We start from the raw sequence: 21784 nt of genomic DNA, 5'->3' as shown, positions 1-21784 counted from the left end.
GATAGTCTCGCCTCGGTGTTCCTGATTAACCGAATCGTCTGTATCGCAGGCAAGCCAGCTCCCCCATTTGGTTTGCGTAAGGCTTACAGCCCCAGGTCAGACAACCCCGGATGATCATCCGGGCGCCGGCCCAACGGCCAGTGGAACTTGCGTTCGGTTTCTTTGATCGGCAAATCGTTGATGCAAGCAAAACGATTGGCCATCAGGCCGTTGTCGTCGAATTCCCAGTTTTCGTTGCCATAGGAACGGAACCAGTTGCCGGAGTCGTCATGCCACTCATAGGCATAGCGCACGGCGATACGGTTGTCGGTGAATGCCCACAACTCCTTGATCAGCCGATAATCCAGTTCCTTGGCCCATTTGCGCGTGAGAAAACCCTTGGCCTCTTCGCGGTTATGCGCAAATTCGGCGCGGTTTCGCCATTGCGTGTCCAGGGTATACGCCAGCGACACCCGTTGCGGGTCGCGGGAGTTCCAGCCGTCTTCGGCCAGGCGCACTTTTTGAATCGCCGATTCACGTGTAAACGGTGGCAGTGGCGGGCGTTGTTCTGCTGTCGATGACATGGGGCAGCTCCTGTAAAGACCAAAGTGGTGTCGAAAGTTGCTCAGCGTGTGCGTTCAAAGCCCCAATAACGTTCGCGCCATGCATTGCGCATTATCAGCCGCTGTTGAATCGCCCATGACCAGGGCAACGGTAATGGCGCCATCGATCAGGATCAGCAGGTGCGCGGCCTGCCGTTCGGGGTCGGGGGTGCCATGTGCTTTACACAGTTCAAGTGCGTACTCGAACAGTTTTTGTTTATGCGCCTTGGCCAACAGGCGCACCGGGTCTTGCGCGTCGCCGGTTTCACCACTGGTGTTGATAAAGGCGCAACCGCGAAAGTCCGCCGAGCCAAACCAGGTTTTGAGCGCGCTGAACAGCGCCAGCAGGCGCTCGCCGCTGCCTTCGCTGCATTCCACTTCAGTGCGTAGCCACTGCATCCAGCGTGCGTCGCGGCGTTGCAGGGCGGCGATGACCAGTTCGTCTTTATTGGCAAAGTAACGGTAAATACTTTTGCGTGACACGCCGGCGGTTTTTACCAGTAACTCCATGCCGGTGGCGGCGATGCCGTGGCGATAGATCAACTTCTCGGTGACGTCGAGGATAATGTCGCGGGTTTCATTGCTGTTGATATCGTTCATGGAGTAAACAGTAGAACGATCGTTCTTCTTGGTCAATTGAATTTTTTCCATCTGCCGCGGCGAGACCTGAGCAGCCCCATGGTGTAAGCTCTGTGCCTCTTCGGATTCGACCCATTGCGAGCCTTATGCCGTCGTTCTTCAAACGCTCCCTGCTGCCCAAACTGCGTGGTTTCCCGCTGTCTCCCGATGCCATCGACGTGCTGTCCGGTGCCGCGGCGTACCGCCTGTGCCTGCTGGAAAAAATCGCCCAGGCCACCCAGCGCATCTACATCGTTGCGTTGTACTTGCAGCAGGACGAAGCGGGGCAGGAAATCTACGACGCCTTGCATGCCGCCAAGGCGGCACGGCCCGAGTTGGATATCGTGGTGGTGGTTGACTGGTTGCGCGCTCAGCGCGGCCTGATCGGCGCCGGCAAGCAGCCGGGCAACAGCGCCTGGTACCAGGCCATGACCCACTCCCACGCCAGCGAAGTGCCGGTGTACGGCGTGCCGGTGCAAACCCGCGAGCTGTTCGGCGTGTTGCACCTCAAGGGTTTTGTGATCGATGACAGCGTGCTGTACAGCGGTGCCAGCCTCAACAATGTGTACCTGCACAAGTTCGACAAATACCGCTTTGACCGCTATCACCTGATCCACAGCAAGCCTTTGGCTGACTCGATGCAACACCTGGTGGAGCACGGCCTGGTCGCGTCCAAGGCCGTGCATCGCCTGGACCTGCCAAACCTGCCGACCACCCGCAGCCTGCGCAATGACATCGGTGACTTGCGTAGCCGCTTGAAGCACGCGGCCTACGACACCACCACGGGTTTGCTGCCCAATGGGCACTTGTCGGTAAGCCCGTTGCTGGGTGTGGGCAAGAACAACCCGTTGAACCGGGTGATCCTCGAACTCATCGCCAGTGCCCAGCATCAACTGACCATCTGCACGCCGTATTTCAACCTGCCGCTGCCGGTGACCCGCGAAATAAACCGCGCCCTGGCGCGTGGGGTGAAGGTCGACATTATCGTCGGCGACAAAACCGCCAACGATTTCTACATTCCGCCCAGCGAGCCGTTCAAGGTGATCTCGGCGTTGCCTTACCTGTATGAAATCAGCCTGCGCCGCTTCGCCAAACGCCATCAGCCGATGATCGACAGCGGTCAGTTGAACCTGCATCTGTGGCGTGACGGTGACAATACCTATCACCTCAAGGGGATGTGGGTCGACCAGCGTTACACCTTGCTCACGGGCAACAACCTCAACCCACGGGCGTTCCGTCTGGATCTGGAAAATGCCCTGCTGATCGATGATCCCAAGGGCGAGTGGCTGGCGGCGCGGCGCACAGAACTCGCGCAGATCTTCCAGCACACCATGCGTATCGAGCGGTATCAGCAATTGCAGACTCTGGTGGAGTATCCGCCCGCAGTCGGCAAGTTTTTACGACGGGTCAGCCGGGTGCGGATTGAACGTTTGCTTTACCGGATCTTGTGAGTCGCCGCACTGCGCACAGCAAACTCTTTCACTACCTTGGTCGTTTTAGGAGTTTGCTGACACAGCGATTAAATCCAGGTTCGTACATTTCTCCCTAGACAGTTCTTAGGGACGAGAGCTCTTGCCACTCACTGGTACAGAGGAACTAGAAATGTCGAACATCTCGCCACTCTTTCACGCTCGCACGTTTACCCCGCCGGTGCTGTCATCTGCACCAGCACCAGCACCAGCACACCAGCCGATGGCCCCGTGCTCGAAACGGGTACTCGCCGGAAACGCAGCCCGGAACCCGAATCGCCCTCGTCATGGACAGTCCCTGCGTTGCCTACGGTTTCTGCCGAGGCCGCTTCAAGCGCGGACCGAGCCTTACAGACGGAGCTGGGCAGCCAGGCCTTGCGTCAAGCAACAGACCGCAGAATCCACCTTACTGCCAATACCTCGATTTTTCCGCTGTTCGATGCTTACCGGCATTCGTTCAATACGCCTGAGCTCCAGAGCTGGTTTCTGAGCAAGGGCATGGCGTTGTCGACGGTGGTGGTCAAGCCCGACTCGGTGACGGGCAGCGTAACCCGTGACGGTGTCACCAGCGTGCAAACATTTACCACCAGCGACGCATCCGGTTGGTGGGAAGCCAGTGCAAGGTTACGCGCCGCTGCCTGCGGTCTTGATCCTGACGGGGCGGGGTTGCCGTATGCCAGCCTGACCGGCAGCACTTTTTCGCGCAATGCAGTCATGCGCTGGTATGGGGTGCAACCACCCGCTGGTGATGACACCGTGACGCAAGCTCAGCAAGCACTGGCGGCGGCTGACTGGTCAGCACCCGAAAACAAGGCTGAACTCGGCATTCGCGTGCAAACAGCCAGGCAAGCGATTGACGCCCTGGATGAGCGCGCTCATCTGGCAGGCGTTCTGACTCAACACATCACAGACAAGCCCGATGAGCAAACCGTGGAATTGGCCGAGTTGACCGTGCCGGTCAGCAGCAGCTCAGGACTGACCCGTAACGAAGCCGGCAAGGTCGGGATCAGCGACGCCTTACAGGCTTATGGATTGTCATTGCCCAAGACCGTGGGTGAGTTGCGTAATGCCGTGCGCTGGCTGACCACGGCATTACCGCCGCCTGCACCGTTGGGAAATTACTCCGGCCTGTTAGGCCACACCTGGGCACCCGGAGACTTGTCTTCCGCCGATAAAGCCGCGCTGGTTGCGGTGGGAGAGGACCAAACTGATGGCAACTCGAGCGACACCATACTTGGGCTACTCAATACGGGAGGTATCCTCGATCGGCATACGCCAGAGGACTTGCGTACTCAAGCCGATCACTTCATCAGCCAGTTGCTAAGTGACCCGCTGGTATTGCTGTTGGGTGACAGCTTAGCGTTTGACCGGCGTTTTCATGGGGCGTCTGGCACCCAGCAGTTGACAGACGCTGAACGCAAGCAGTGGATCATCGCTGCCATCAAACTCAAAATTGATCCGCAGGCGACCGCACGTCCAGGCACAATCGCCGGCTATGACGTGTATCAGTCAGCCAACAGTGGGCGCAGTATGGGCGAGGTACGCAGGGATCTCGAAGCCCATCTCAAACGGAACAAACGACTCGATCCCCGCGCCGCGCCGCTCGTGGCCCATTTGTTGCTGGCCAGTGCTGCGCCTGAGTTTCTTGTACGGGGCATTCCCGACACGCTGCGCATAGGTTCGCCTGAATGGGCAGATTTGCGCCTGGGCGTCATGTTTGCCGAGCGTCAGGGCGGCGCCGGCGTTTCGCGTGCCATGAGTTACGCGCAGGTTATGGCACTCAGCCGACTGGACCCGCGCACGCCGGAAGAGGCTGCCATACTCGATAATTACGGGATGGACGCATTACTCGATTGGAGCATGATGCAGGGCGTCTGCACCCGACCGGCGGATGGGCGCTATACACCCCAGATGTACCAGCAGGCCAGCGAGGCTTTCGACGCGCAGCGCACGCAGCTCCTTCAAGCTTTGAACCAGTTCAATGTGGCGCTGCCGACACGCGAAAAACGCGCGATCGAGAACTTGCAGAAAGTCTTTTCCGATCTCAGCGTTGAGCAAATAAAAGCGTTGCGCGTGTATATTGCAGACCCGAATGAGCGTCGCAACAAGAAATCGTCGGAGCCGGTAACACGCCCGTTGGTCGAGACGTACATGAGTGGCGACCTGGTTGAGGGCCGCTGGATGCTCCTGACGCCGGGGCAGGCGCTGCCGAAATCGCCCACCCGCAAAACCCCGTTTGATTTCAACCAGGGCCTGAGCAAAGCGGACCAGGACGCTATTGATGCAAACGTCCAGGCCCTGAATGCCAAAATCGCTCAGTTACCGAATGTGCAGGCCCAGTTGCCCGCAGAGGTCGACACCTACCTGGCCAACCTCAAGCAGGGCTTGAGCACCGTCACCAAACGCATGATTGCCAACCTGCCCTTGGCTGATCGCCAGGCCCTGGAACTGGGCAAGGTCGAGCTGTTTGCACTGCGTGAACAAGTGGACGACGTGCCCACTCTGGACCAGACATCCGATCAGGTGGAGGAGCGGCGAGGGCGCAAAGGTACGGTGATACGTTGCGAACACTTGGGTGTGATCCGCTATTTCGAGGTGTTCCCGGATAAGTTGTTGATCATCAAACGTGATGATCTACCGGACACATTGAAACTGGGCGGTGAACTGCAAAACCACACCAAGGTGTACGGGCCTTGGGCGCCCACCGAAACGAAACTGCAGAACGGTTTAGAGGAACCGTTTGATTTTGTGGCTTACAGCTCCGACGCGGTGCCAAGGCCCGGCGTCAAATCGCCACGCATAATTATCGAAAAAATTGGGGATACCTTGCCCCCTGCGCAGTCTACCGGGCAGAGCGATATGCAAACGATAGTGCCCAACAGTTTTTCTTCGGACCGCACCCAGACGATTGTCGACCGCATAATGTCGGGCAACTTTGTTCATCATCGCGACACTGTGTTGAAGCTCGCTCAGGGCAAGTTGCCGTTGGAGCAACAGCGCGAGCTATCGGCTCACAGGGACCGGGTGCTGCTGGGCATGATTCCGTTCGTAGGAGCAATCATGGACCTGGCCCAGGGCAACATCGTGGACGGCACGCGAGGGCTGATTATCGACACGGTGGGCGCTCTTCTCGGGGGCGCAGGCTCGACGCTGAAACCCTTGGTCAAATCCACAAAAGTTGTCGCGCCCTTCGGTGCCAAGGCTTTTCGTGTACTGGAAAAAGGGGTCAGCGTCGTCAGTGGTTTCCTGAACCCACTGGATGGCGCGGCGGACCTGCTGAACGGCGCTACCAGAGGCCTATTCGCCCTGCCTAAACTGCTGGACAAGGCACCCAAGCCTTCGTTGTTGACCACGCTGGGCTCTGTGGAGGAAAAAATGCGTACATGCCTGGGCGTGAGCCGCGCGCTGAAGCAACCTCAGGCAATCCCAAGCCCTGCCGGGCAGATGGCCACTCACAATGGGCACAACTATTCGGTGCCGGTTCAAGCGGTGCAAATGGGTAGCTATTGGTATGCGACAGATCCCACCACTCATCTGCCGATCGGCACCCCGTTGGACGGGTTTAAACCGCTGAACGCGACGGCTGCATAAAAAACGCCGCCCCCAAGCCTGGCCAAGGCTTGGGGGTGTTATTGCCAAGATTTTACTGCCACCTAGTTGAGAAAACTCCTACGGCTCGACTTCGCATTACTTACTATTTTCTTAATCGACTGTTTTTAGGGAAGAGAACTCTCATCAACCAAACAGGTAGAGAGAATCTGAAATGTCGACAATTCCTGCCAGAGATAGCATCACTGTTTTCAGCCAGCCCCACACCTCTCAATTGCCGGCACCGGCCACCCCCCCGATCCCTGACCCCGTTGCTCACACTGCGCCGGCCATAAGCCAGAGCGCCGAGACGATGCAACCCTTTAACCGGACTTCGTTGCGTCAACTGAGGGTGGAGGAGGGGGCAGGTCGATTCAAACGTGACATCGCAACCCAAGCCGTAACGGAAAGTGCTGGCAGTTATTCCGTCAGGCGCCGTTACCCGGCAATCAAAGATGCTGAAAAGGCCGACCAGACTTTGCAAAAAAACCTGGCTCACTGGTTGAACTCGGGCAAACACACTGAAAAAACCATTCCTAAAAATGCATCCGTTACACCCTTTATCGAGATGTACAACCGGGCGCTCAATGCGCCGGCTGTCCAGGCCTGGTTCAACACTCAAGGTTTGAAACCCCAGACCATACGGATATTCAATAATTGTGTGGTGGGCGTCGTCGTGCGCGATGGCAAAGAAACCTTCCAGCGATTCACGACCACTGATGGTTCAGGTTGGGGGCAAGTCAGTAACACCATCAGCGCCCTGCAGAAAGTACTATCGCCGAGTAATCTTGGGCTTCCCGCCTCACTTGGCGTCACGTCTATCGGGCGTGATGCACTGCTGGATTTTTACGGTGTGAAGCCGCCGCTCAACGAAAAGTCCGCGCCGCAACTGGGCAAACAACTCAAGCATCACGGCTGGCCGAAAATTGACCAAACGCAACGCGACCAATGGGCAAGCCAGTTCCAACAGCTTTTCCGGTCCCATGAAGACAGCGCCGTACGCAGTCGTCTGGTCGAGCAGTTTAAATCTCAGTTCGAGGGCGAACCTGACCGCAATGTGTTCAATCTGGACCTGCAGACTGTGGTGGTCGAGCCTGGCTCCAGCCTGGACGAAAAAAGTAAGCAACCGCGCAAACGGTTTCTTGAGTTTCTAGCGTCACCGACCTTCCAGGCCTTTTTGAAGAAGGCCGGGTACGATCTTCCAGTCAGTGCATTCAGACTTTCGGAGGGTGAGTTGCAAATGCGCAACTTGGCGGGTGACTGGGTCTCTGTGCAGGAAAGGTTCTACGCAGAGGTCGAGCAGGCGTCCACATCCGACGATGCCACACGCACGATGAGCAAGGATTTTGACCGGTTAGTGCAGATGAGTAATGAAACGGGGGGCGCCCTGTACGCCACCCGCACGTATGACGCGCGACAGGCACTGGCGTTTTATGCTCCCGATGTACCGCAAAACGTCGGCCAGTTGCGTGCGACTTTAAGCTGGTTAGCTGTTCAATTGCCGCAGGCTCCGTTGGCGGGTGACTACGCAACGATGACGCCATACGGGCAGCCGGAGCTGTCCGGCAAGGTTATCGAAACGCTCAAAGGCCGATCGGCTGAGGTCGAGTTGGCACTCAAGGAATTTGCCACCACTGCCTCAGGCTTTCAATCCTATCCCGACCCGGATAGTCAGCTCGCAGCTTTTTTTGATTCGCCCAAAGCAATAGCTCTGGCCGAGGACATCGCCAAATCGATAGCGCTGTATGCGGTGGCCGATGGTCAACCGTTGCCGAGGGCCGAGCGCCACCAACTCTTGGCCACGACCCTCAAATTCCGTGCAAATTCGCCGGTGCCTGGCAGGCGAGGGACGGTGGCCGGCTACGAGTTGTATCAACCTGAGAATATGAATCGCACGCTTAAAGAGGTTCGCACGAGTGTCGAAAGGCACTTGGAAAGCAAAGGTGTCGACCCTAAGGTCTCGGCACTGATGGCCCACATGCTGCTGGCCCAATCCGCTCCAGAGATGTTGGTTAAACGCGACCCCACCGTACCTGCGGATGTTGCCGGGCTGCTCAACCGCGACCCGGAAAAGATCAAGGTCGGCTCCAACGCCTGGATGAACCTGCGCCTGGGGTGTGCAATTGCGGGTGATTCACGCTTGAACCTTTCCCAAGCCATGGCGCTGGCAAGCCAGGGTGTTGGCGGGCCTCAGCAAGAAGCGGTGATCAAAGAGTTGGGCGTTCAGGCACTGTTGGACTGGGCGGTTATGTCGGGCATTTTTCCCGCGCCCGCCGATGGCAAATATTCCGAGGAAAACTATACGACTGCGGCGAAAGCCTTTGCCGAGCGTGAAAACCAGACACAAGAGGCATTCGCAAGGCTGGCAAGTGAGTCGCCCACTCAGACAAGCATTCTGATCCAACAACTGATGTTGCTGTTCCCGGAAATGACTGAAGAAGAAATTCGCAACATCAGATTGGATGGAAAACCAAATTTCACCCATGTTGCAGGTCCCACTTCGTCGGGCTCGTGGAGCAACCCCAAGGAGCTGTTGACCGATGTCATCCTCATGAATCAGAAGGAAGGTGTACCCGCAATGGGTACAAATGATGCGTGGCTCAAGGGTGCGTTCATTCACCCTCATGTGTCTGTTGCGACCTTTTCAGAACGTATCAAGCAGTTGCCTTTGATCGAACCGTTGGTAGCGCCTGCCGTTGACAAATACATCGCAGACAGCCGAGCAGCCGAGGCCACGGCACTGAAGCTGATGTTCACACAATTACCGCTGAAACAACGCATGGCGCTGGAAAGATCGCCGCAAATCCAGCTCTTTAGCGTGCGCCAGGCGACCGGAGACGACGTGGAGGCCGATAACCAGCCCAACTCGAAGGTCGCCAAGAGTCGGGGCACTCATGGGCTCCTGTTGCGCTACGAAACAGGCGAGGCCAAGCCCAAGTACGGTTATTACGAAGTGTTCACTGGCTCGATGACGATGGTTGAGAGAACAGATTTACCTGAAGAATTGAAGCTTGGCGGTGAGGTCGTCAAGGGTACCAAACCCTCCGGGCCTTTTGCCTATAGCAACACCCTCTACCAAAAGGGCACGTCGGTACCGATTGATTTTGAGGCTTATCGCTCTGGAGCAACCCCGCGCGCCGGGGTGAGCTCAGAGGTGATCATTGAGAAGTTTGGAGAACCGTTGAAGCGGCCTTTGAACCACACGCACCATCGCGTACCCGACACCTTTGCTTCGTCCATTACTGCCCAGATAGTGGACAAGTTGCAGGCGTATAGCTTTGACGGAAACCGGACTGCACGGATCGACTATGCCAACGCGCCGTCAGACCTGCACAAGCGTGACTATCCCTTTACGACGAGCAAGGTGTTTACGGCCGAGAAGGCGCGCATGCTGCTGAGCCTGATCCCTTTTGTGGGCGCCATTGCCGATTTGGTCGAGGGCAAAACAGAGCACGGCCTCAAAGGCCTGGTGATGGACTTTTACTCGTTGATTATAACCGGTGGATGGTCGGGGTTAAAAAGCCTGGCCAAGGGTATGAAAATGTTGGTTCCTTTCTCCGGTAAACCCTTCAGCCTGGCCGGGCTCAAAAACGGGGGGTCATTAATCCGCGGCGTGTTCAACCCGTTGGAAAGTATTCCAGAAATTTTTCGCGCCCCCCGAAATGGCTACAACGCACTCGTTCACATCGCGAATGGCAAGCCAGTGCGTATCGGCTCGAATGTTTACCTGCCGGCCAAGGTGGTTGAGCAGTGGAAATGGATCACAGGAGCGCTGGAAACGATTCAAGGCGCCCAGTCGAGCGGCGCATTTCCAGGCGCCCGTAAGGGGTATATCGGGTCGCAAGAGGTTTACGCGGTGCAGAAGAACGGTAAGTGGTATGCGATCAATCCTACCAATCGCAAGCCTGAGGGGACGCCGCTGGCGCAATTTAGCCCCGTTTAAAGTTAATGCATGAATACCCAGGTGTTGGCCGGCCTTTTAGCGTCGCCCGAACACCTGGGTGTTGAATCAGTTCAAGCCCAACTTGCCGCGCAGCATCGACAGGTCTTCAGCCAAGGTGTTGACCGGGCCCACCAAAGCCTTGCGGTCGGTGTCCTTGACCTTGTCGTAGGTCTCATAACCGCCATCTTTGGTTTTGTACTTGGCGAGGATCTTGTCCACGGTGGCAAAGTTCTTGTCGACCTTGGCCAGGAAGACTTTGTCCTGCTTCTCGATCTGGCCACGGAACAGGTCGACGATTTTCTTCGCGCCGTCGATGTTGCCCTGGAAGTCATACAGGTCGGTGTGGCTGTAACGGTCTTCTTCACCGGAGATCTTGGTGGCCGCCACTTCTTCCAACAACGCTGCAGCGCCGCCGACGACTTTTTCCGGCGGGAAGGTCAGGCCGTCCACGCGAGTTTTAAGGTCGTTGACGTCGGTGTTGAGCTTGGCGGTCAGCGCTTCCAGACCTTTGGTGGTTTTCTCGGAGAACAGCACGTACTCGATGCGATGGAAACCGGTGAAGTCTTCAGCGGTCACGCCTTTCTCGTGGTCGTCGACACGTGAGTCGATCGAAGCGTCGAGGTCGCTGAACAGCTCGGCGATCGGCTCGATGGACTCATAGTGCACGCGGGTCGGCGCGTAGAGTTTCTGCGCGGTGGCCAGGTCGCCTTTATTGATGGCATCGGTGAACGCCTTGGTCTGGGTGACCAGTTCGCCGATTTCTTCGGTGACGTAGATCTTGTAGTCCGACACCGGGCCTACCAGGTCCAGAGGCGCGGTGGCGGCGAAAGCTGCCAGCGGTGAGAGGGTCAATAGCAACGACAACGCGATAGTCGACTTCTTCATGGGACGTTTTCCGCTCTGGTGTGTTTTAGGTGTTGGCAGTGGTTTGAGAGTGCGTTGCAGCGAGCAGTGTCCGGCCAAGGAAGTCCTTGGGCCCCGTTACCCCCGGCAAGGTGAAGAAGTACCCGCCGCCGACCGGCTTGAGGTATTCCTCCAGGGGCTCGCCGTTGAGCCGGGTTTGCACACTGATAAAGCCTTTCTCCAGGTCAGCCTGGTAGCAGATGAACAGCAGGCCCATGTCCAGCTGACCGTTTTTGTTGACGCCGTTGGAGTAGTTGAACGGCCGACGCAGGATCAGGTTGGCCTGAGTCTGCGGGGTACGTGGGTTGGCCAGGCGGATGTGCGCATCGAGCTTGGTCAACTTGCCTTCCGGGTCCTTGCTGTAGTCGGGTACCTGGGTTTCTTTGTCGCCGTCCATGGGCGCGCCGGTCGGTTTGATGCGGCCGATGATGCTTTCCTGTTCCTGCAAGGGCGTGCGGTCCCAACGCTCGACGAAGTTGCGGATGATACGCACGGCCTGGTAGCTGCCGTTGGCGGCCCAGGCCGGTTCGTCGCTGCCGGGTTGCACCCAGACGATCTGGTCCATGGCCTTGGCATCGTTGGAGTTCGGGTTGGCCGAGCCGTCACGAAAACCGAGGAAGTTGCGTGCGCTCTGCGCCGGCTCACCGGGTTTGGCCGGTGCCTGGGGCGGTACGCTGCCTTCCTGTTTCCAGCGCACCAGCAGCAGGTCGGGCAGGTTCTTCACGATGTCGCGCAGGGCGTGGATATTGGTGTCCGGGGTGTTCGAGCTGAATTGCAGGCTCAGGTCGCCGTGACACTGCGCGGGCTCCAGCGCGTCGTTAGGGAAGCCAACCATGCGGCTCAGGCGCTTGGGTTTGGCTGCGGCCAGGCCGAAACGCTCATCGAACAGCGATTCGCCGACCGAGACGGTGATGGTCAGGTTATCCGGCGTCACCACCGGGCCGAGGATCCCGGAGTCGGTGGGCGGCAGTTTCGGGTCGACTTGCGGCACAGTGCCGCCGGTCATCAGGAACGCGATGCGCTCATTCAGGGTGCGGAACAGGCGCTCCAGGTCTTCGCGGTCACTGGCCAGCACGTCGAAGGCCACGAGCATGCCGCAGGCCGGGCGCGGGGTGACGATGCCGGTCTGGTGCTGGCCGAAGAAATCGTGGTGGTCCTGGGTCTTGTCACTGCGCGGTGCGGTGGTGACTTGTTCGGCCGCAGCGGCCATGGCCGGGCAGGTCAGGGTGCTGCCGGCAATCGCGGCGCCGGTGGCGGCCATGCCCAGCAGGACGCGGCGGCGCTGTGCTGAAAAGTGTGCGGAAAACTGTTCTGAATCACTCATGTCTTAGGTCGTCTTCACTGCAGGCCGGAAAGGCCAAGGGCGGGGTCGATTCCATCGAGTGCAACGGCCAGAGCCTTGGCCTTGTCGGCGATCTGCTTGCGCTGATCGGCCGTGACGCTGTCGTAGCGGCTGTACTGGCCGTCGACTTTCAAACTGTTGAGCTGGGCATCGAAGGCCTCCAGGGCGCTGTCGATGTTTGGCAACAGGCCCGCCGCCGATTTGGTCAGCAATGGACGCATCAGGTCGACCACCTTGCGGGCGGCCTCCAGGTTGGCGGCAAAGCCGTTCAAATCGGTATGGCTGTAGCGCTCCTCTTCACCGCTGGCGGCTCGCACATCCGCCAGGCTGTTGAGGTTGCGCACCACAATGCTGACCAGTTGTTCCGGCGGCAGTGATTGCGCAAGCAACTGTTGCTTGAGGGTGGTGACGTCAGTGACCAGGCGTTCGGCGACCGGGCCGAGGCCATCGAGGCTGCGCTGCTGGAACAGGCTGTATTCGAGGCGGTGGAAGCCGCTGAACGCCGGGTCTTGCTCGCGTTTTTCGAAGTAATCGGCGCGGGCGTTGATCGCGTTGTCCAGTTCCGCCAGGCGTTGCGCGGCCGGAGCCAGGCGCTGGTACGCCTCACGGGCCGGCACATACAGCGCTTGCGCCTGGGCCAGGTCACCGGTGGCGATCGCTTGCTGCAGCGCGGCCACGGCCTTGACCAGCGCACTGCCTTGGCCGCTCAGGTACACCCGGAACTCCGACAGTGGGCCAATAAACGCCACCATCGACGGCTTGGCCTTGGCCTGGGCGTCGGACTCGGCGGTCGGGGTCACATGCAGCGTGCCGCGGGGGTTGCTCAGCAGGCCGCAGGTGATTGCATAGTCGCCGGGCAACAGGTTGGCGTTGATCACCTGGCTTAGGCCCGGCGCGATATTTTCGCGTTCTTCGATCACCAGCACGCCGTCGAGGATTTCCCATTCCACCGCGCGGTCGGAGCGGTTGATGATGCGAAAACTCGCGCGCCCGGCGGGCACGCTGATTTCATTCGGCTCGCAGGCGTGGCCGTGAATGGTCACCGCAATTTCATTGTGGTTGGTCTGGCGCTTGGCGGCAGCCAGTTGCGAAGCGTAATAAAACAGCGCACCGGCGGCGATCATCACCACCACCGAGCCGGCCACTGCCCAGCGCAGGGCGCGCGACGGCGGTGCCGGTTGAAGGGTTGGGTTGGACAAGAGGCGGTCCTTACTGGCTGGAAACGGAAGAAGGTTGGGCGACAGGCTTGGCGGGGGGCGAGGGCAGGAAGAACATCACCAGCGCCACCACCAGATAAATCAGATAGGCACCCAGGGTGCTCACAGTCGGCGCTTCCTGGTAGCCGAACATCCCGGCGAGCACCGAACCCAGCGGGCTGTCCATCGGCAGCACGGTACTGAAGTCGAACAGCACGGTTTGCAGGTGGTTCCACACCCCGGCTTCGTGCAGGGCCTGCACCGAGTTGGCAAGAATGCCGGCGGCCACCACCAGAATGAACAGACCGGTCCAGCGGAAGAACGCGCCAAGGTTCAGGCGCATGCTGCCGGTGTAGATCAGGAAGCCGACGATAATTGCCAGGATCAAGCCGAGCAGGGCGCCAATCGGTGCGCCCGGGCCTTCGCTCTGCTGGAACACGGCGAGCAGGAAAAACACGGTTTCCAGGCCTTCACGGGCCACGGCGAAAAACACCATGGCGATCAGCGCGATGACTTGGTGCCTGGAGCCGGCCAACGCGTGATCCAGGGATTCGTGCAGGGAATGCTTGATGGAGCGCGCCACCTTGCGCATCCAGAACACCATGGAGCTGAGGATGCCGACGGCGACCAGGCCGACGATACCTTCAAACAGTTCCTGTTGTTTCTGCGGGAATTCCGCACTGACCAGTTCCAGGCCGCCGCCGACCAGCAGGGCCAACGCAGCGGCCAGGAACACGCCGATCCACACGGCGGGCATCCACTGGCCACGGCCGGTCTGTTGCAGGTAGCTGGCGATAATGCCAACGATCAATGCGGCTTCAATGCCTTCGCGCAGCATGATTAGAAAAGGAACGAGCATTCGGCACCGCATCAAGGCTGGATAGGATGCTAATTTGTAACATAATGATACTCATTACTAAACAGCCAATATGGAGCTTTGCTGAACTGCGGCTGAACGGTGGTGGCGAATCGCAACCGCCCTTATGATGCACACCATCTTTTGCAGCATTGAATAGCCCGATTCCCATGGCGGAAAAAGACACCATCTCCATCCATCTTGTACGCGAAGCCTTGCTGCAAAGCTGCGCGCCCGGCGCGGCCACGGTTGAAGCCTTGAGCAAGGTCGGGATAGACCCGGCGTTGCTTGAACAGCCCGACGCTCGTGTGCCCGCCACGGCCTACGCACGCCTGTGGCGCCTGTTGGCGCGCCGCCGGGATGATGAATTTTTTGGTATGGACCCCCGCAAACTCAAGTCCGGCAGCCTGGCGTTCCTGTGCCGCGCCGCGATGGCGCAACCGAGCCTGGATGCCGGCCTGGAAACCGGCCTGGGTTTTTTGTCGTTGATGCTCGAGCAGATGCCCGCACAACTGGTGCGCCAACAGAGCCTGGCAGAAATCGTTTTGCTCGAGCCCGAACCCAAACGCGCGTTTACCTATTTCACCTACTGGATGATCGTCCACGGCGTCGCCTGCTGGCTGGCGGGTCGGCGGATTCCGATCCTCGCCATTGAATTGCGCTGCCCGCCACCGGAGTTCTGCGATGACTATCGCGTGATGTTCTCCGACAACCTGCGCTTCGACCGGCCACGCACGCGCATGATCTTTTCTGCCGACTGCCTGGACCTGCCGATCAAGCGCAGCCCGGAAGAACTCAAGCGCTTCCTGGCGCATGCGCCGGCCAACATCTTGGTCAAATACCGCGACCCGACGAGCCTGGCCAATCGCATCAAACAGGACCTGCGCCATATGCCGGCCCATACCTGGCCGGAAACCGAAGGCTTGGCCGCCAACCTGTGTATATCCGCGTCGACCCTGCGTCGCCGGCTGGCAGATGAGGGCCAGACTTATCAGGGGCTCAAGGATAGCGTGCGCAAGGAGTTGGCGATTGTCTGGCTCGCCGAGGCCGATATCAGTTTTGTTGAAATTGCCGTGCGCCTTGGGTTTGCGGATGTCAGCTCTTTTTACAAAGCCTTCCGCAAATGGTCCGGCTCCAACCCTGGGCACTATCGCAGTCTGATCCTGAGTGACGCGTTGCCGTCTGAGTGACGCGTTGCCGTCTGTGTGACGCAGGCTCCTGCGTAAACCCTTTGGGGTAATGCTGGGCCTGGACATTATCGGCGTTTGATGTTGGGTAAGTTGAATGGATTGAATAACGGGCAGGCGGGATTAGGAAAAACCTGACTTAGCCCTACTGCCAGCTATGACAGAGCGCTCCTTAATGATTTTAGGAAGCGGCTGGCATATCCGGCTTGATAGTTCACTCACAGTGGGAGGCACGATTCCTACCGATATCACGCTCAGAGCGGGTGCGGGTCAGGTGTCTGGCTTGATCAACCTGTCGTTCAACTGTGAGGGTGAAGATCATGAAAAGGTTTTTTGCACTGTCTGTTCTGGCGTGGGTATTTTTGTCGTTTCAAGTGTCTGCGGGGTGTTGGAGTATTACGGATACGTATACGGGGATCATTGAAGCCGACAGTGAAAAGATTGCGTATGGGCCATTCGCAATCACCTCTGCCAACGGATGTTTGAGCGCTAATATTGACGTCACCCTTTCTGCTGTTGATCGCGGACGGCCGCCGCAATTGATTCTACAGCAAGCAGCGGGTGCTTCTTGGAATCAAGTCGCCGGGAATACGGGAAGTAACGTACTCTACAGTGGCCCATTCGGCAGCTATCGAGTGATCATAAAAAACCCTGATGCCACGTCAAAAGTCTACTTGGGTACTGTCAAATACGGCCGTTGAGTGGACCGTTATGCAGTGGGCGAGGGCTACTTTCTGGCTCACTGCAGACCTTACACCGCCTTCAGGCCTGCTCGTCGAGCGCCAGTTTGTGACTGGCTGAGTTGGCGAAGTAGGCCAGGGCGCCTACGGCATGATTGGCCGCTATCATTCCTTGCTTCCATCGCAGATTGTCCGAATTTGAATGCACAGGATGCTCTTCTAAAAACCGACTGTACTCTTCAAACCTCTGATTGAATAAGGCGACCGCGTTATAACGCACGTGAGTGTTTGCTTGGTTTCCTTTCTCGTCAAACTCCCCATTTCCACTGATGAACATTCCGAAAGCCACTTCATCAATGGCGCCGCTGTTATAGAGCCGTCTGCCCACCTTTTTCAGCTCGTCAGTGCTGATGGAGGTCATGTCGTAATCTTTTAAAAAATCCTTTAGTTGGTTAACCTCTTGCGCGCTATCAAGTTGAAGCGCTGCCGATGCTTCAGGTGCATCCGTCACGGTAAACGCATTCTTAACTTCATTCGGATTCTTGATCACAACAGCAGCGGTCGCCTTAGACTGTTGCAACGGTTCGGTGGTCCACACGATTGCCATGTTCTTACCCTCCAATGACCGGAAACTAAAATCTAGAAGCACCCTGAGTGCAATGCACCGCTGTTTTCGGCTTTCACTGATAATCGGAAATGGCTGGCGAGGGACTACAACAGTATCTGACGTCCATGCCTTTCAAATTAACCCAAAAAAAAGCCCCGCGACCGAATGAGCCGCAGGGCTAAAAATTGGTTGGATGCGACCAACCAAAGGAGCTCGTTACATCACTTGCTGCTGGCTACGACCGTGTCCGGCTGCCAGCCACCGCCCAGGGCCTTGTAGATCGCGACGATGCCGCGATACAAGTCCACTTCGGCCTGGGCCTGGGAGTCTTCAGCGGCCAGGCGCTCACGTTGCGCATCGAGCAGCACCAGGAAGTCCACGGTGCCTTCGCGATAACGAATTGCGGCGAGGTCAGCGGCAGCACGGCTGGATTCACTCTGACGAATCAGCGAAACCAGACGCTGCTGGCGTTTGCCGTAATCGCTGAAGGCATTCTCCGATTCTTCCAACGCCAGCAACACTTGCTGCTCATAGGTCGCCAGGGCGCCATCGGCCTCGGCATTCGCACCGCGCAACCGTGCACGCACGCTGCCCAGGTCAAACGCGGCCCAGGTAATGCTTGGGCCAAGGGACCAGGCATTCGCGGCAGCCGAGCCAATCTGCGAACCGCGCCCGGCGGTAAAGCCGAGGAAGCCGCTGAGGCTGACCCTTGGGAACAGGTCGGCCTTGGCCACGCCGATACGCGCGGTGGCGGCGGCCAGTTTGCGTTCGGCGCTGAGGATGTCCGGGCGACGTTGCAGCAACTGGCCGGGGTCGCCGATCGGCAAGGCCTTGGCAATCGCCGGCAGGTCTTTGGGGCTCAAGTCCACGCTCAGCTTGTCGGGGCGCTGGCCGAGGAGGGTGGCGATGCGGTTACGCTCGCGCACTTGCTCGGCTTGCAGTTGCGGCACGCTGGCTTCAACCGCCGCCAGGCGTGCGTCAGCGCGTTCCACATCGAGCTGATCACCCACACCGGCATCACGCAGGCTCAGGGTAATGGTGCGCGATTCCTGCTGGTTCTTCAGGTTGTCCAGGGCAATGCGTTCACGCAATTGAGCGCCGCGCAATTGGCCGTAGGCGTCCACCAGTTCGGCAATCAGGGTGACTTGCAGTTGGTACAGGTCGGCTTCGGCGACCTGTTGGTCCGCATCGCTGGCCTCAAGGTTGCGGCGGATACGGCCGAACAAGTCGACTTCCCAGGCCATGTCCAGGCCCAGGTCATAGCGCTCGCTGTTGACACGCTGGGTAGTCTGGCCCGGGATCTGGCCTTTGCCCACGTCACTGCTGGCGCGAGAGGTGACGACCGGCATGATGTCGGTGGCCACGTCATCACGGATGGCACGTGCCGCCCGCAGACGGGCGAACGCCACACGCAGGTCGCGGTTACCGCTCAACGACTGGGTCACCAGTTGGTTGAGGGTCGGGTCCTCGAACTGCTGCCACCAGATGCCTTCGTACTGGGCGTGGTCATAACTTTTGGTGTCGGCGGCGGCCGTGATATTGGCCGCCTCCAATTTTTCGGTTTTGTAGTCCGGGCCCACGGCACAGGCGCTCAGCGCCAAAACCAGCAAGCTCGGCAAAAATACGTTCACGCTCATTGCTGCGTCTCCAGCTTCAAGGCCTTGGCCGCTTTGCGTGCTTCGCCGCGCTCCACATAACGACGGATCAGGACGTAGAACACCGGGGTCAGCAACAGCCCGAAGAAGGTCACCCCGATCATCCCGGAGAACACCGCCACACCCATGGCATGCCGCATCTCGGCACCGGCACCGCTGGACAACACCAGGGGCACCACACCCATGATGAAGGCGAACGAGGTCATCAGGATCGGCCGCAGACGCAAGCGGCAAGCCTCCAGTACGGCAGCCAGCGGATCGAGACCTTCCTGCTGTTTATCCTTGGCAAACTCGACGATCAGAATCGCGTTCTTACACGCCAGGCCCACCAGTACGATCAGGCCGATCTGGGTGAAGATGTTGTTGTCGCCGCCGGAGATAATCACCCCGGTGATGGCCGACAGCAGCGTCATCGGTACGATCAGGATCACCGCCAGTGGCAGGCTCCAGCTTTCGTACTGAGCGGCCAGTACCAGGAACGCCAGCAGCACGCAGAGCGGGAACACGAACAGCGCGGTATTGCCTGAGAGGATTTGCTGATAGGTCAGGTCGGTCCACTCGTAGGTCATGCCGTTGGGCAGTTCGTCTTTCAGCAATTTTTCAATCGCGGCCTGTGCCTGGCCGGAGCTGTAGCCCGGTGCGGCGTTGCCGTTGATTTCGGCGGTGATAAAGCCGTTGTAGTGCATCACGCGGTCCGGCCCCGAGGTGTCGCTGACCTTGATAAAGGTCGCCAGCGGGATCATCTCGCCTTTGTTGTTGCGCCACTTTCAGCTGGCCGATCTGGTCTTCATCCTGGCGGAACTGTTGCTCAGCCTGCACGTTGACCTGATAGGTACGCCCGAAGCGGTTGAAGTCGTTGGCATACAACGAACCCAGGTAGATCTGCAGGGTGTCGAAGATGTCGCTGATCGCCACGCCGTGGGTCTTGGCCTTTTCGCGGTCAATGGCGGCATCGACCTGGGGCACGTTGACCGTGTAGCTGGTGAACAGGCCGAACAACTCAGGTACGCCACGGCTTTTGGTGATGATGTTCTGCACTTCTTTGTACAGCTCGTCATACCCCAGGTTGCCACGGTCTTCGACTTGCAGGCGGAACCCGCCAATCGTGCCCAGGCCCTGTACCGGCGGCGGCGGGAAGATCGCCATGTAGGCTTCTTCGATGCTGCTGTATTTACCGTTCAGTGCCCCGGCAATTGCGCCGGCGGACATGCTCGGGTCTTTACGCTCATCGAACGGCTTCAAGGTAACGAATACGATGCCGTTGTTCGGGCTGTTGGTAAAACCGTTGATTGACAAGCCGGGGAAGGCAATAGCGCTTTCCACGCCGGGCTGTTTCATGGCGATGTCGGACATGCGCTTGATCACGTCCTCGGTGCGGTCCAGGCTGGCGGCGTCCGGCAATTGTGCGAAGGCCACCAGGTACTGCTTGTCCTGGGCCGGTACGAAACCGGTCGGCGTGTGGGCAAAGCCCAACCATGTCAGCACCATCAGGCCGGCGTACAGGAACAGCGCAATGCCACTGCCGCGAATCACCCGGCGCACGGTGCCTACATAACCATGGCTGGCTTTGTCGAAGAAGCGGTTGAACGGTTTGAACAACCAGCCACCCAGCATCTTGTCGAGGAACCTGGAGAAGCCGTCCTTGGGTGCGTTATGACTTTTAAGCAGTACCGCAGCCAGTGCGGGCGACAAGGTCAGCGAGTTGAACGCCGAAATCACCGTCGAGATCGCAATGGTCAAGGCAAACTGCTTATAGAACTGCCCGGTCAGACCACTGATAAAGGCCGCCGGAATGAACACCGCACAGAGTACCAATGCAGTCGCGATGATCGGGCCAGTCACTTCGCTCATGGCCTTTTCAGTGGCCGGGAACGGTTCCAGTCCCAACTCGATATTTCGCTCGACGTTCTCCACCACCACGATGGCGTCGTCCACCACGATACCGATGGCCAGTACCAGACCGAACAGCGACAGCGCGTTAAGCGAGAAGCCAAACAGGTGCATGACTGCAAACGTACCGATCAACGATACCGGCACCGCCACCAATGGAATGATCGAGGCACGCCAGGTTTGCAGGAACAGGATCACCACCAGCACCACCAGGATCAGTGCTTCGAACAAGGTGTGAACCACGGCCTCGATGGACCCGCGTACGAACACGGTCGGGTCATAGGCAATGCGGTAATCCATGCCTTGCGGGAAGCTCTTTTTCAGCTCCGCCATCTTGGCGCGCACTTCATTGGAGATGTCGATGGCGTTGGAGCCAGGGCGCTGGAAGATCGGAATCGCCACGGCCGGCTGGTTATCGATCAACGAGCGCAGGGCGTATTGACTGGAACCCAACTCCACCCGTGCGATGTCTTTGAGACGCGTGATTTCGCCGTTAGCGCCAGCACGAATGACGATATTTTCGAACTCTTCCTCAGTGACCAAACGGCCCTGGGTATTGACCGACAGCTGGAAGCTGGTGTCGTTAGGCGCAGGCTGCGCGCCCAGCGCACCGGCCGCTACCTGACGGTTCTGTTCACGAATGGCCGTGACCACATCGGTGGCGGTCAGGTTGCGCGAGGCGGTCTTGTTCGGGTCCAGCCACACACGCAGGGAGTAATCGCCCATGCCGAACAACTGTACATCGCCCACGCCACCCAGCCGTGCCAGCTCATCCTTGATATTGAGGATGGCGTAGTTGGACAGGTAGAGCATGTTGTAACGCTGATCCGGGGAGGTGATGTGCACCACCATGGTCAGGTCAGGAGACGCCTTGTCCACGGTGATACCGATGCGCGTCACTTCTTCAGGCAGCTTTGGCTGCGTGCGGGTCACACGGTTTTGCACCTGTACCTGCGCGTTGTCCAGGTCGGTGCCCAGGGCGAAGGTAATGGTCAGGGTCAGCTTGCCGTCGGCGGTCGACTGCGAGGACATGTACAGCATGTTCTCGACGCCGGTGATGGCTTGCTCCAACGGAGCGGCCACGGTTTCACCGATGACTTTGGGGTTGGCGCCCGGGAAGTTGGCACGTACCACCACGGTGGGGGGCACCACTTCCGGGTATTCGCTGATCGGCAATTGGAACAGCGAGATCGCACCAGCGATCAGGATCAACAGCGACAGCACCGCTGCGAAGATCGGCCGCGAAATGAAGAACTTGGAAAAATTCAT

The 21784-nt window shown here is 58.6% G+C and carries 13 protein-coding genes and 1 pseudogene; 5 read left to right on the top strand and 9 right to left on the bottom strand.

Going from position 1 to position 21784, the window contains the following annotated elements:
- Window positions 1-83 precede the first annotated feature (83 nt).
- Window positions 84-563 carry a nuclear transport factor 2 family protein gene (locus QF043_RS14795; RefSeq protein ID WP_307419102.1) on the bottom strand — a complete coding sequence of 160 codons (480 nt, stop codon included), beginning with the start codon at window positions 561-563 and terminating at the stop codon, window positions 84-86.
- 54 nt (window positions 564-617) lie between these two features.
- A complete protein-coding gene (locus QF043_RS14790; RefSeq protein WP_307419101.1) occupies window positions 618-1181 on the bottom strand; it encodes a TetR/AcrR family transcriptional regulator in 564 nt (187 codons plus the stop codon).
- A 125-nt stretch (window positions 1182-1306) separates the two neighbouring features.
- Between QF043_RS14790 and pssA the strand changes: the two genes are divergently transcribed.
- From pssA to QF043_RS14775, 3 genes are all read left to right on the top strand, one after another.
- Entirely contained in the window at window positions 1307-2650 is a 1344-nt protein-coding gene (gene pssA, locus QF043_RS14785; RefSeq protein WP_307419099.1) for a CDP-diacylglycerol--serine O-phosphatidyltransferase, read from the top strand.
- Window positions 2651-2899: 249 nt separating this feature from the next.
- Entirely contained in the window at window positions 2900-6259 is a 3360-nt protein-coding gene (locus QF043_RS14780; RefSeq protein ID WP_307419098.1) for a hypothetical protein, read from the top strand.
- 310 nt (window positions 6260-6569) lie between these two features.
- Window positions 6570-10199, top strand: a complete 3630-nt coding sequence (locus QF043_RS14775; protein ID WP_307419096.1) for a hypothetical protein — start codon at window positions 6570-6572, stop codon at window positions 10197-10199.
- A gap of 66 nt (window positions 10200-10265) precedes the next feature.
- On the opposite strand, the gene efeO (QF043_RS14770) is transcribed toward QF043_RS14775, so the two are convergent.
- Genes efeO (QF043_RS14770) through efeU form a run of 4 tightly spaced genes read right to left on the bottom strand, consistent with a single transcriptional unit; the run spans window position 10266 to window position 14499 of the window.
- On the bottom strand, window positions 10266-11084 hold the full coding sequence (efeO, locus tag QF043_RS14770) for an iron uptake system protein EfeO (protein ID WP_056859905.1): 819 nt from the start codon (window positions 11082-11084) through the stop codon (window positions 10266-10268).
- 25 nt (window positions 11085-11109) lie between these two features.
- Window positions 11110-12426 (bottom strand): iron uptake transporter deferrochelatase/peroxidase subunit, encoded by a 1317-nt coding sequence (gene efeB / locus QF043_RS14765; RefSeq protein ID WP_236371851.1) that lies wholly within the window; start codon window positions 12424-12426, stop codon window positions 11110-11112.
- Between the two features lie 14 nt (window positions 12427-12440).
- Window positions 12441-13643 (bottom strand): iron uptake system protein EfeO, encoded by a 1203-nt coding sequence (efeO, locus tag QF043_RS14760; RefSeq protein ID WP_307419094.1) that lies wholly within the window; start codon window positions 13641-13643, stop codon window positions 12441-12443.
- A gap of 10 nt (window positions 13644-13653) precedes the next feature.
- Window positions 13654-14499, bottom strand: coding sequence for an iron uptake transporter permease EfeU (efeU, locus tag QF043_RS14755; protein WP_307419093.1), 846 nt, complete (start codon window positions 14497-14499; stop codon window positions 13654-13656).
- 167 nt (window positions 14500-14666) lie between these two features.
- Here efeU and QF043_RS14750 point away from each other — a divergent pair, with 167 nt between their 5' ends.
- A complete protein-coding gene (locus tag QF043_RS14750) occupies window positions 14667-15686 on the top strand; it encodes an AraC family transcriptional regulator (protein WP_307419092.1) in 1020 nt (339 codons plus the stop codon).
- A 317-nt stretch (window positions 15687-16003) separates the two neighbouring features.
- Window positions 16004-16384, top strand: coding sequence for a hypothetical protein (locus QF043_RS14745; RefSeq protein ID WP_307419091.1), 381 nt, complete (start codon window positions 16004-16006; stop codon window positions 16382-16384).
- Between the two features lie 61 nt (window positions 16385-16445).
- Here QF043_RS14745 and QF043_RS14740 read toward each other — a convergent pair whose 3' ends face one another.
- The 3 genes and pseudogenes from QF043_RS14740 to QF043_RS14730 all read right to left on the bottom strand — a co-directional run bounded on the left by QF043_RS14740 (window position 16446) and on the right by QF043_RS14730 (window position 21784).
- On the bottom strand, window positions 16446-16970 hold the full coding sequence (locus QF043_RS14740; protein ID WP_307419090.1) for a hypothetical protein: 525 nt from the start codon (window positions 16968-16970) through the stop codon (window positions 16446-16448).
- A 221-nt stretch (window positions 16971-17191) separates the two neighbouring features.
- A complete protein-coding gene (locus QF043_RS14735) occupies window positions 17192-18607 on the bottom strand; it encodes an efflux transporter outer membrane subunit (protein WP_307419089.1) in 1416 nt (471 codons plus the stop codon).
- Window positions 18604-21784, bottom strand: a pseudogene (locus tag QF043_RS14730) (efflux RND transporter permease subunit). The gene QF043_RS14735 and the pseudogene QF043_RS14730 overlap by 4 nt, the downstream one beginning before the upstream one ends.

It is taken from the genome of Pseudomonas sp. W3I7, assembly GCF_030816095.1.
GTDB classification, from domain to species: Bacteria; Pseudomonadota; Gammaproteobacteria; order Pseudomonadales; family Pseudomonadaceae; genus Aquipseudomonas; species Aquipseudomonas salomonii.
The sequence above is the reverse complement of the archived record's forward strand: the minus strand, read 5'-3'. Positions and strand labels throughout refer to the sequence as shown.

Coding starts and splice junctions, on each gene's coding strand:
- efeB (WP_236371851.1), bottom strand. CDS start 12,426: ATGAGTGATTCAGAACAGTTTTCCGCACACTTTTCAGCACAGCGCCGC.
- efeU (WP_307419093.1), bottom strand. CDS start 14,499: ATGCTCGTTCCTTTTCTAATCATGCTGCGCGAAGGCATTGAAGCCGCA.
- QF043_RS14750 (WP_307419092.1), top strand. CDS start 14,667: ATGGCGGAAAAAGACACCATCTCCATCCATCTTGTACGCGAAGCCTTG.
- QF043_RS14795 (WP_307419102.1), bottom strand. CDS start 563: ATGTCATCGACAGCAGAACAACGCCCGCCACTGCCACCGTTTACACGT.
- QF043_RS14745 (WP_307419091.1), top strand. CDS start 16,004: ATGAAAAGGTTTTTTGCACTGTCTGTTCTGGCGTGGGTATTTTTGTCG.
- QF043_RS14775 (WP_307419096.1), top strand. CDS start 6,570: ATGCAACCCTTTAACCGGACTTCGTTGCGTCAACTGAGGGTGGAGGAG.
- QF043_RS14790 (WP_307419101.1), bottom strand. CDS start 1,181: ATGAACGATATCAACAGCAATGAAACCCGCGACATTATCCTCGACGTC.
- pssA (WP_307419099.1), top strand. CDS start 1,307: ATGCCGTCGTTCTTCAAACGCTCCCTGCTGCCCAAACTGCGTGGTTTC.
- efeO (WP_056859905.1), bottom strand. CDS start 11,084: ATGAAGAAGTCGACTATCGCGTTGTCGTTGCTATTGACCCTCTCACCG.
- QF043_RS14735 (WP_307419089.1), bottom strand. CDS start 18,607: ATGAGCGTGAACGTATTTTTGCCGAGCTTGCTGGTTTTGGCGCTGAGC.
- QF043_RS14740 (WP_307419090.1), bottom strand. CDS start 16,970: ATGGCAATCGTGTGGACCACCGAACCGTTGCAACAGTCTAAGGCGACC.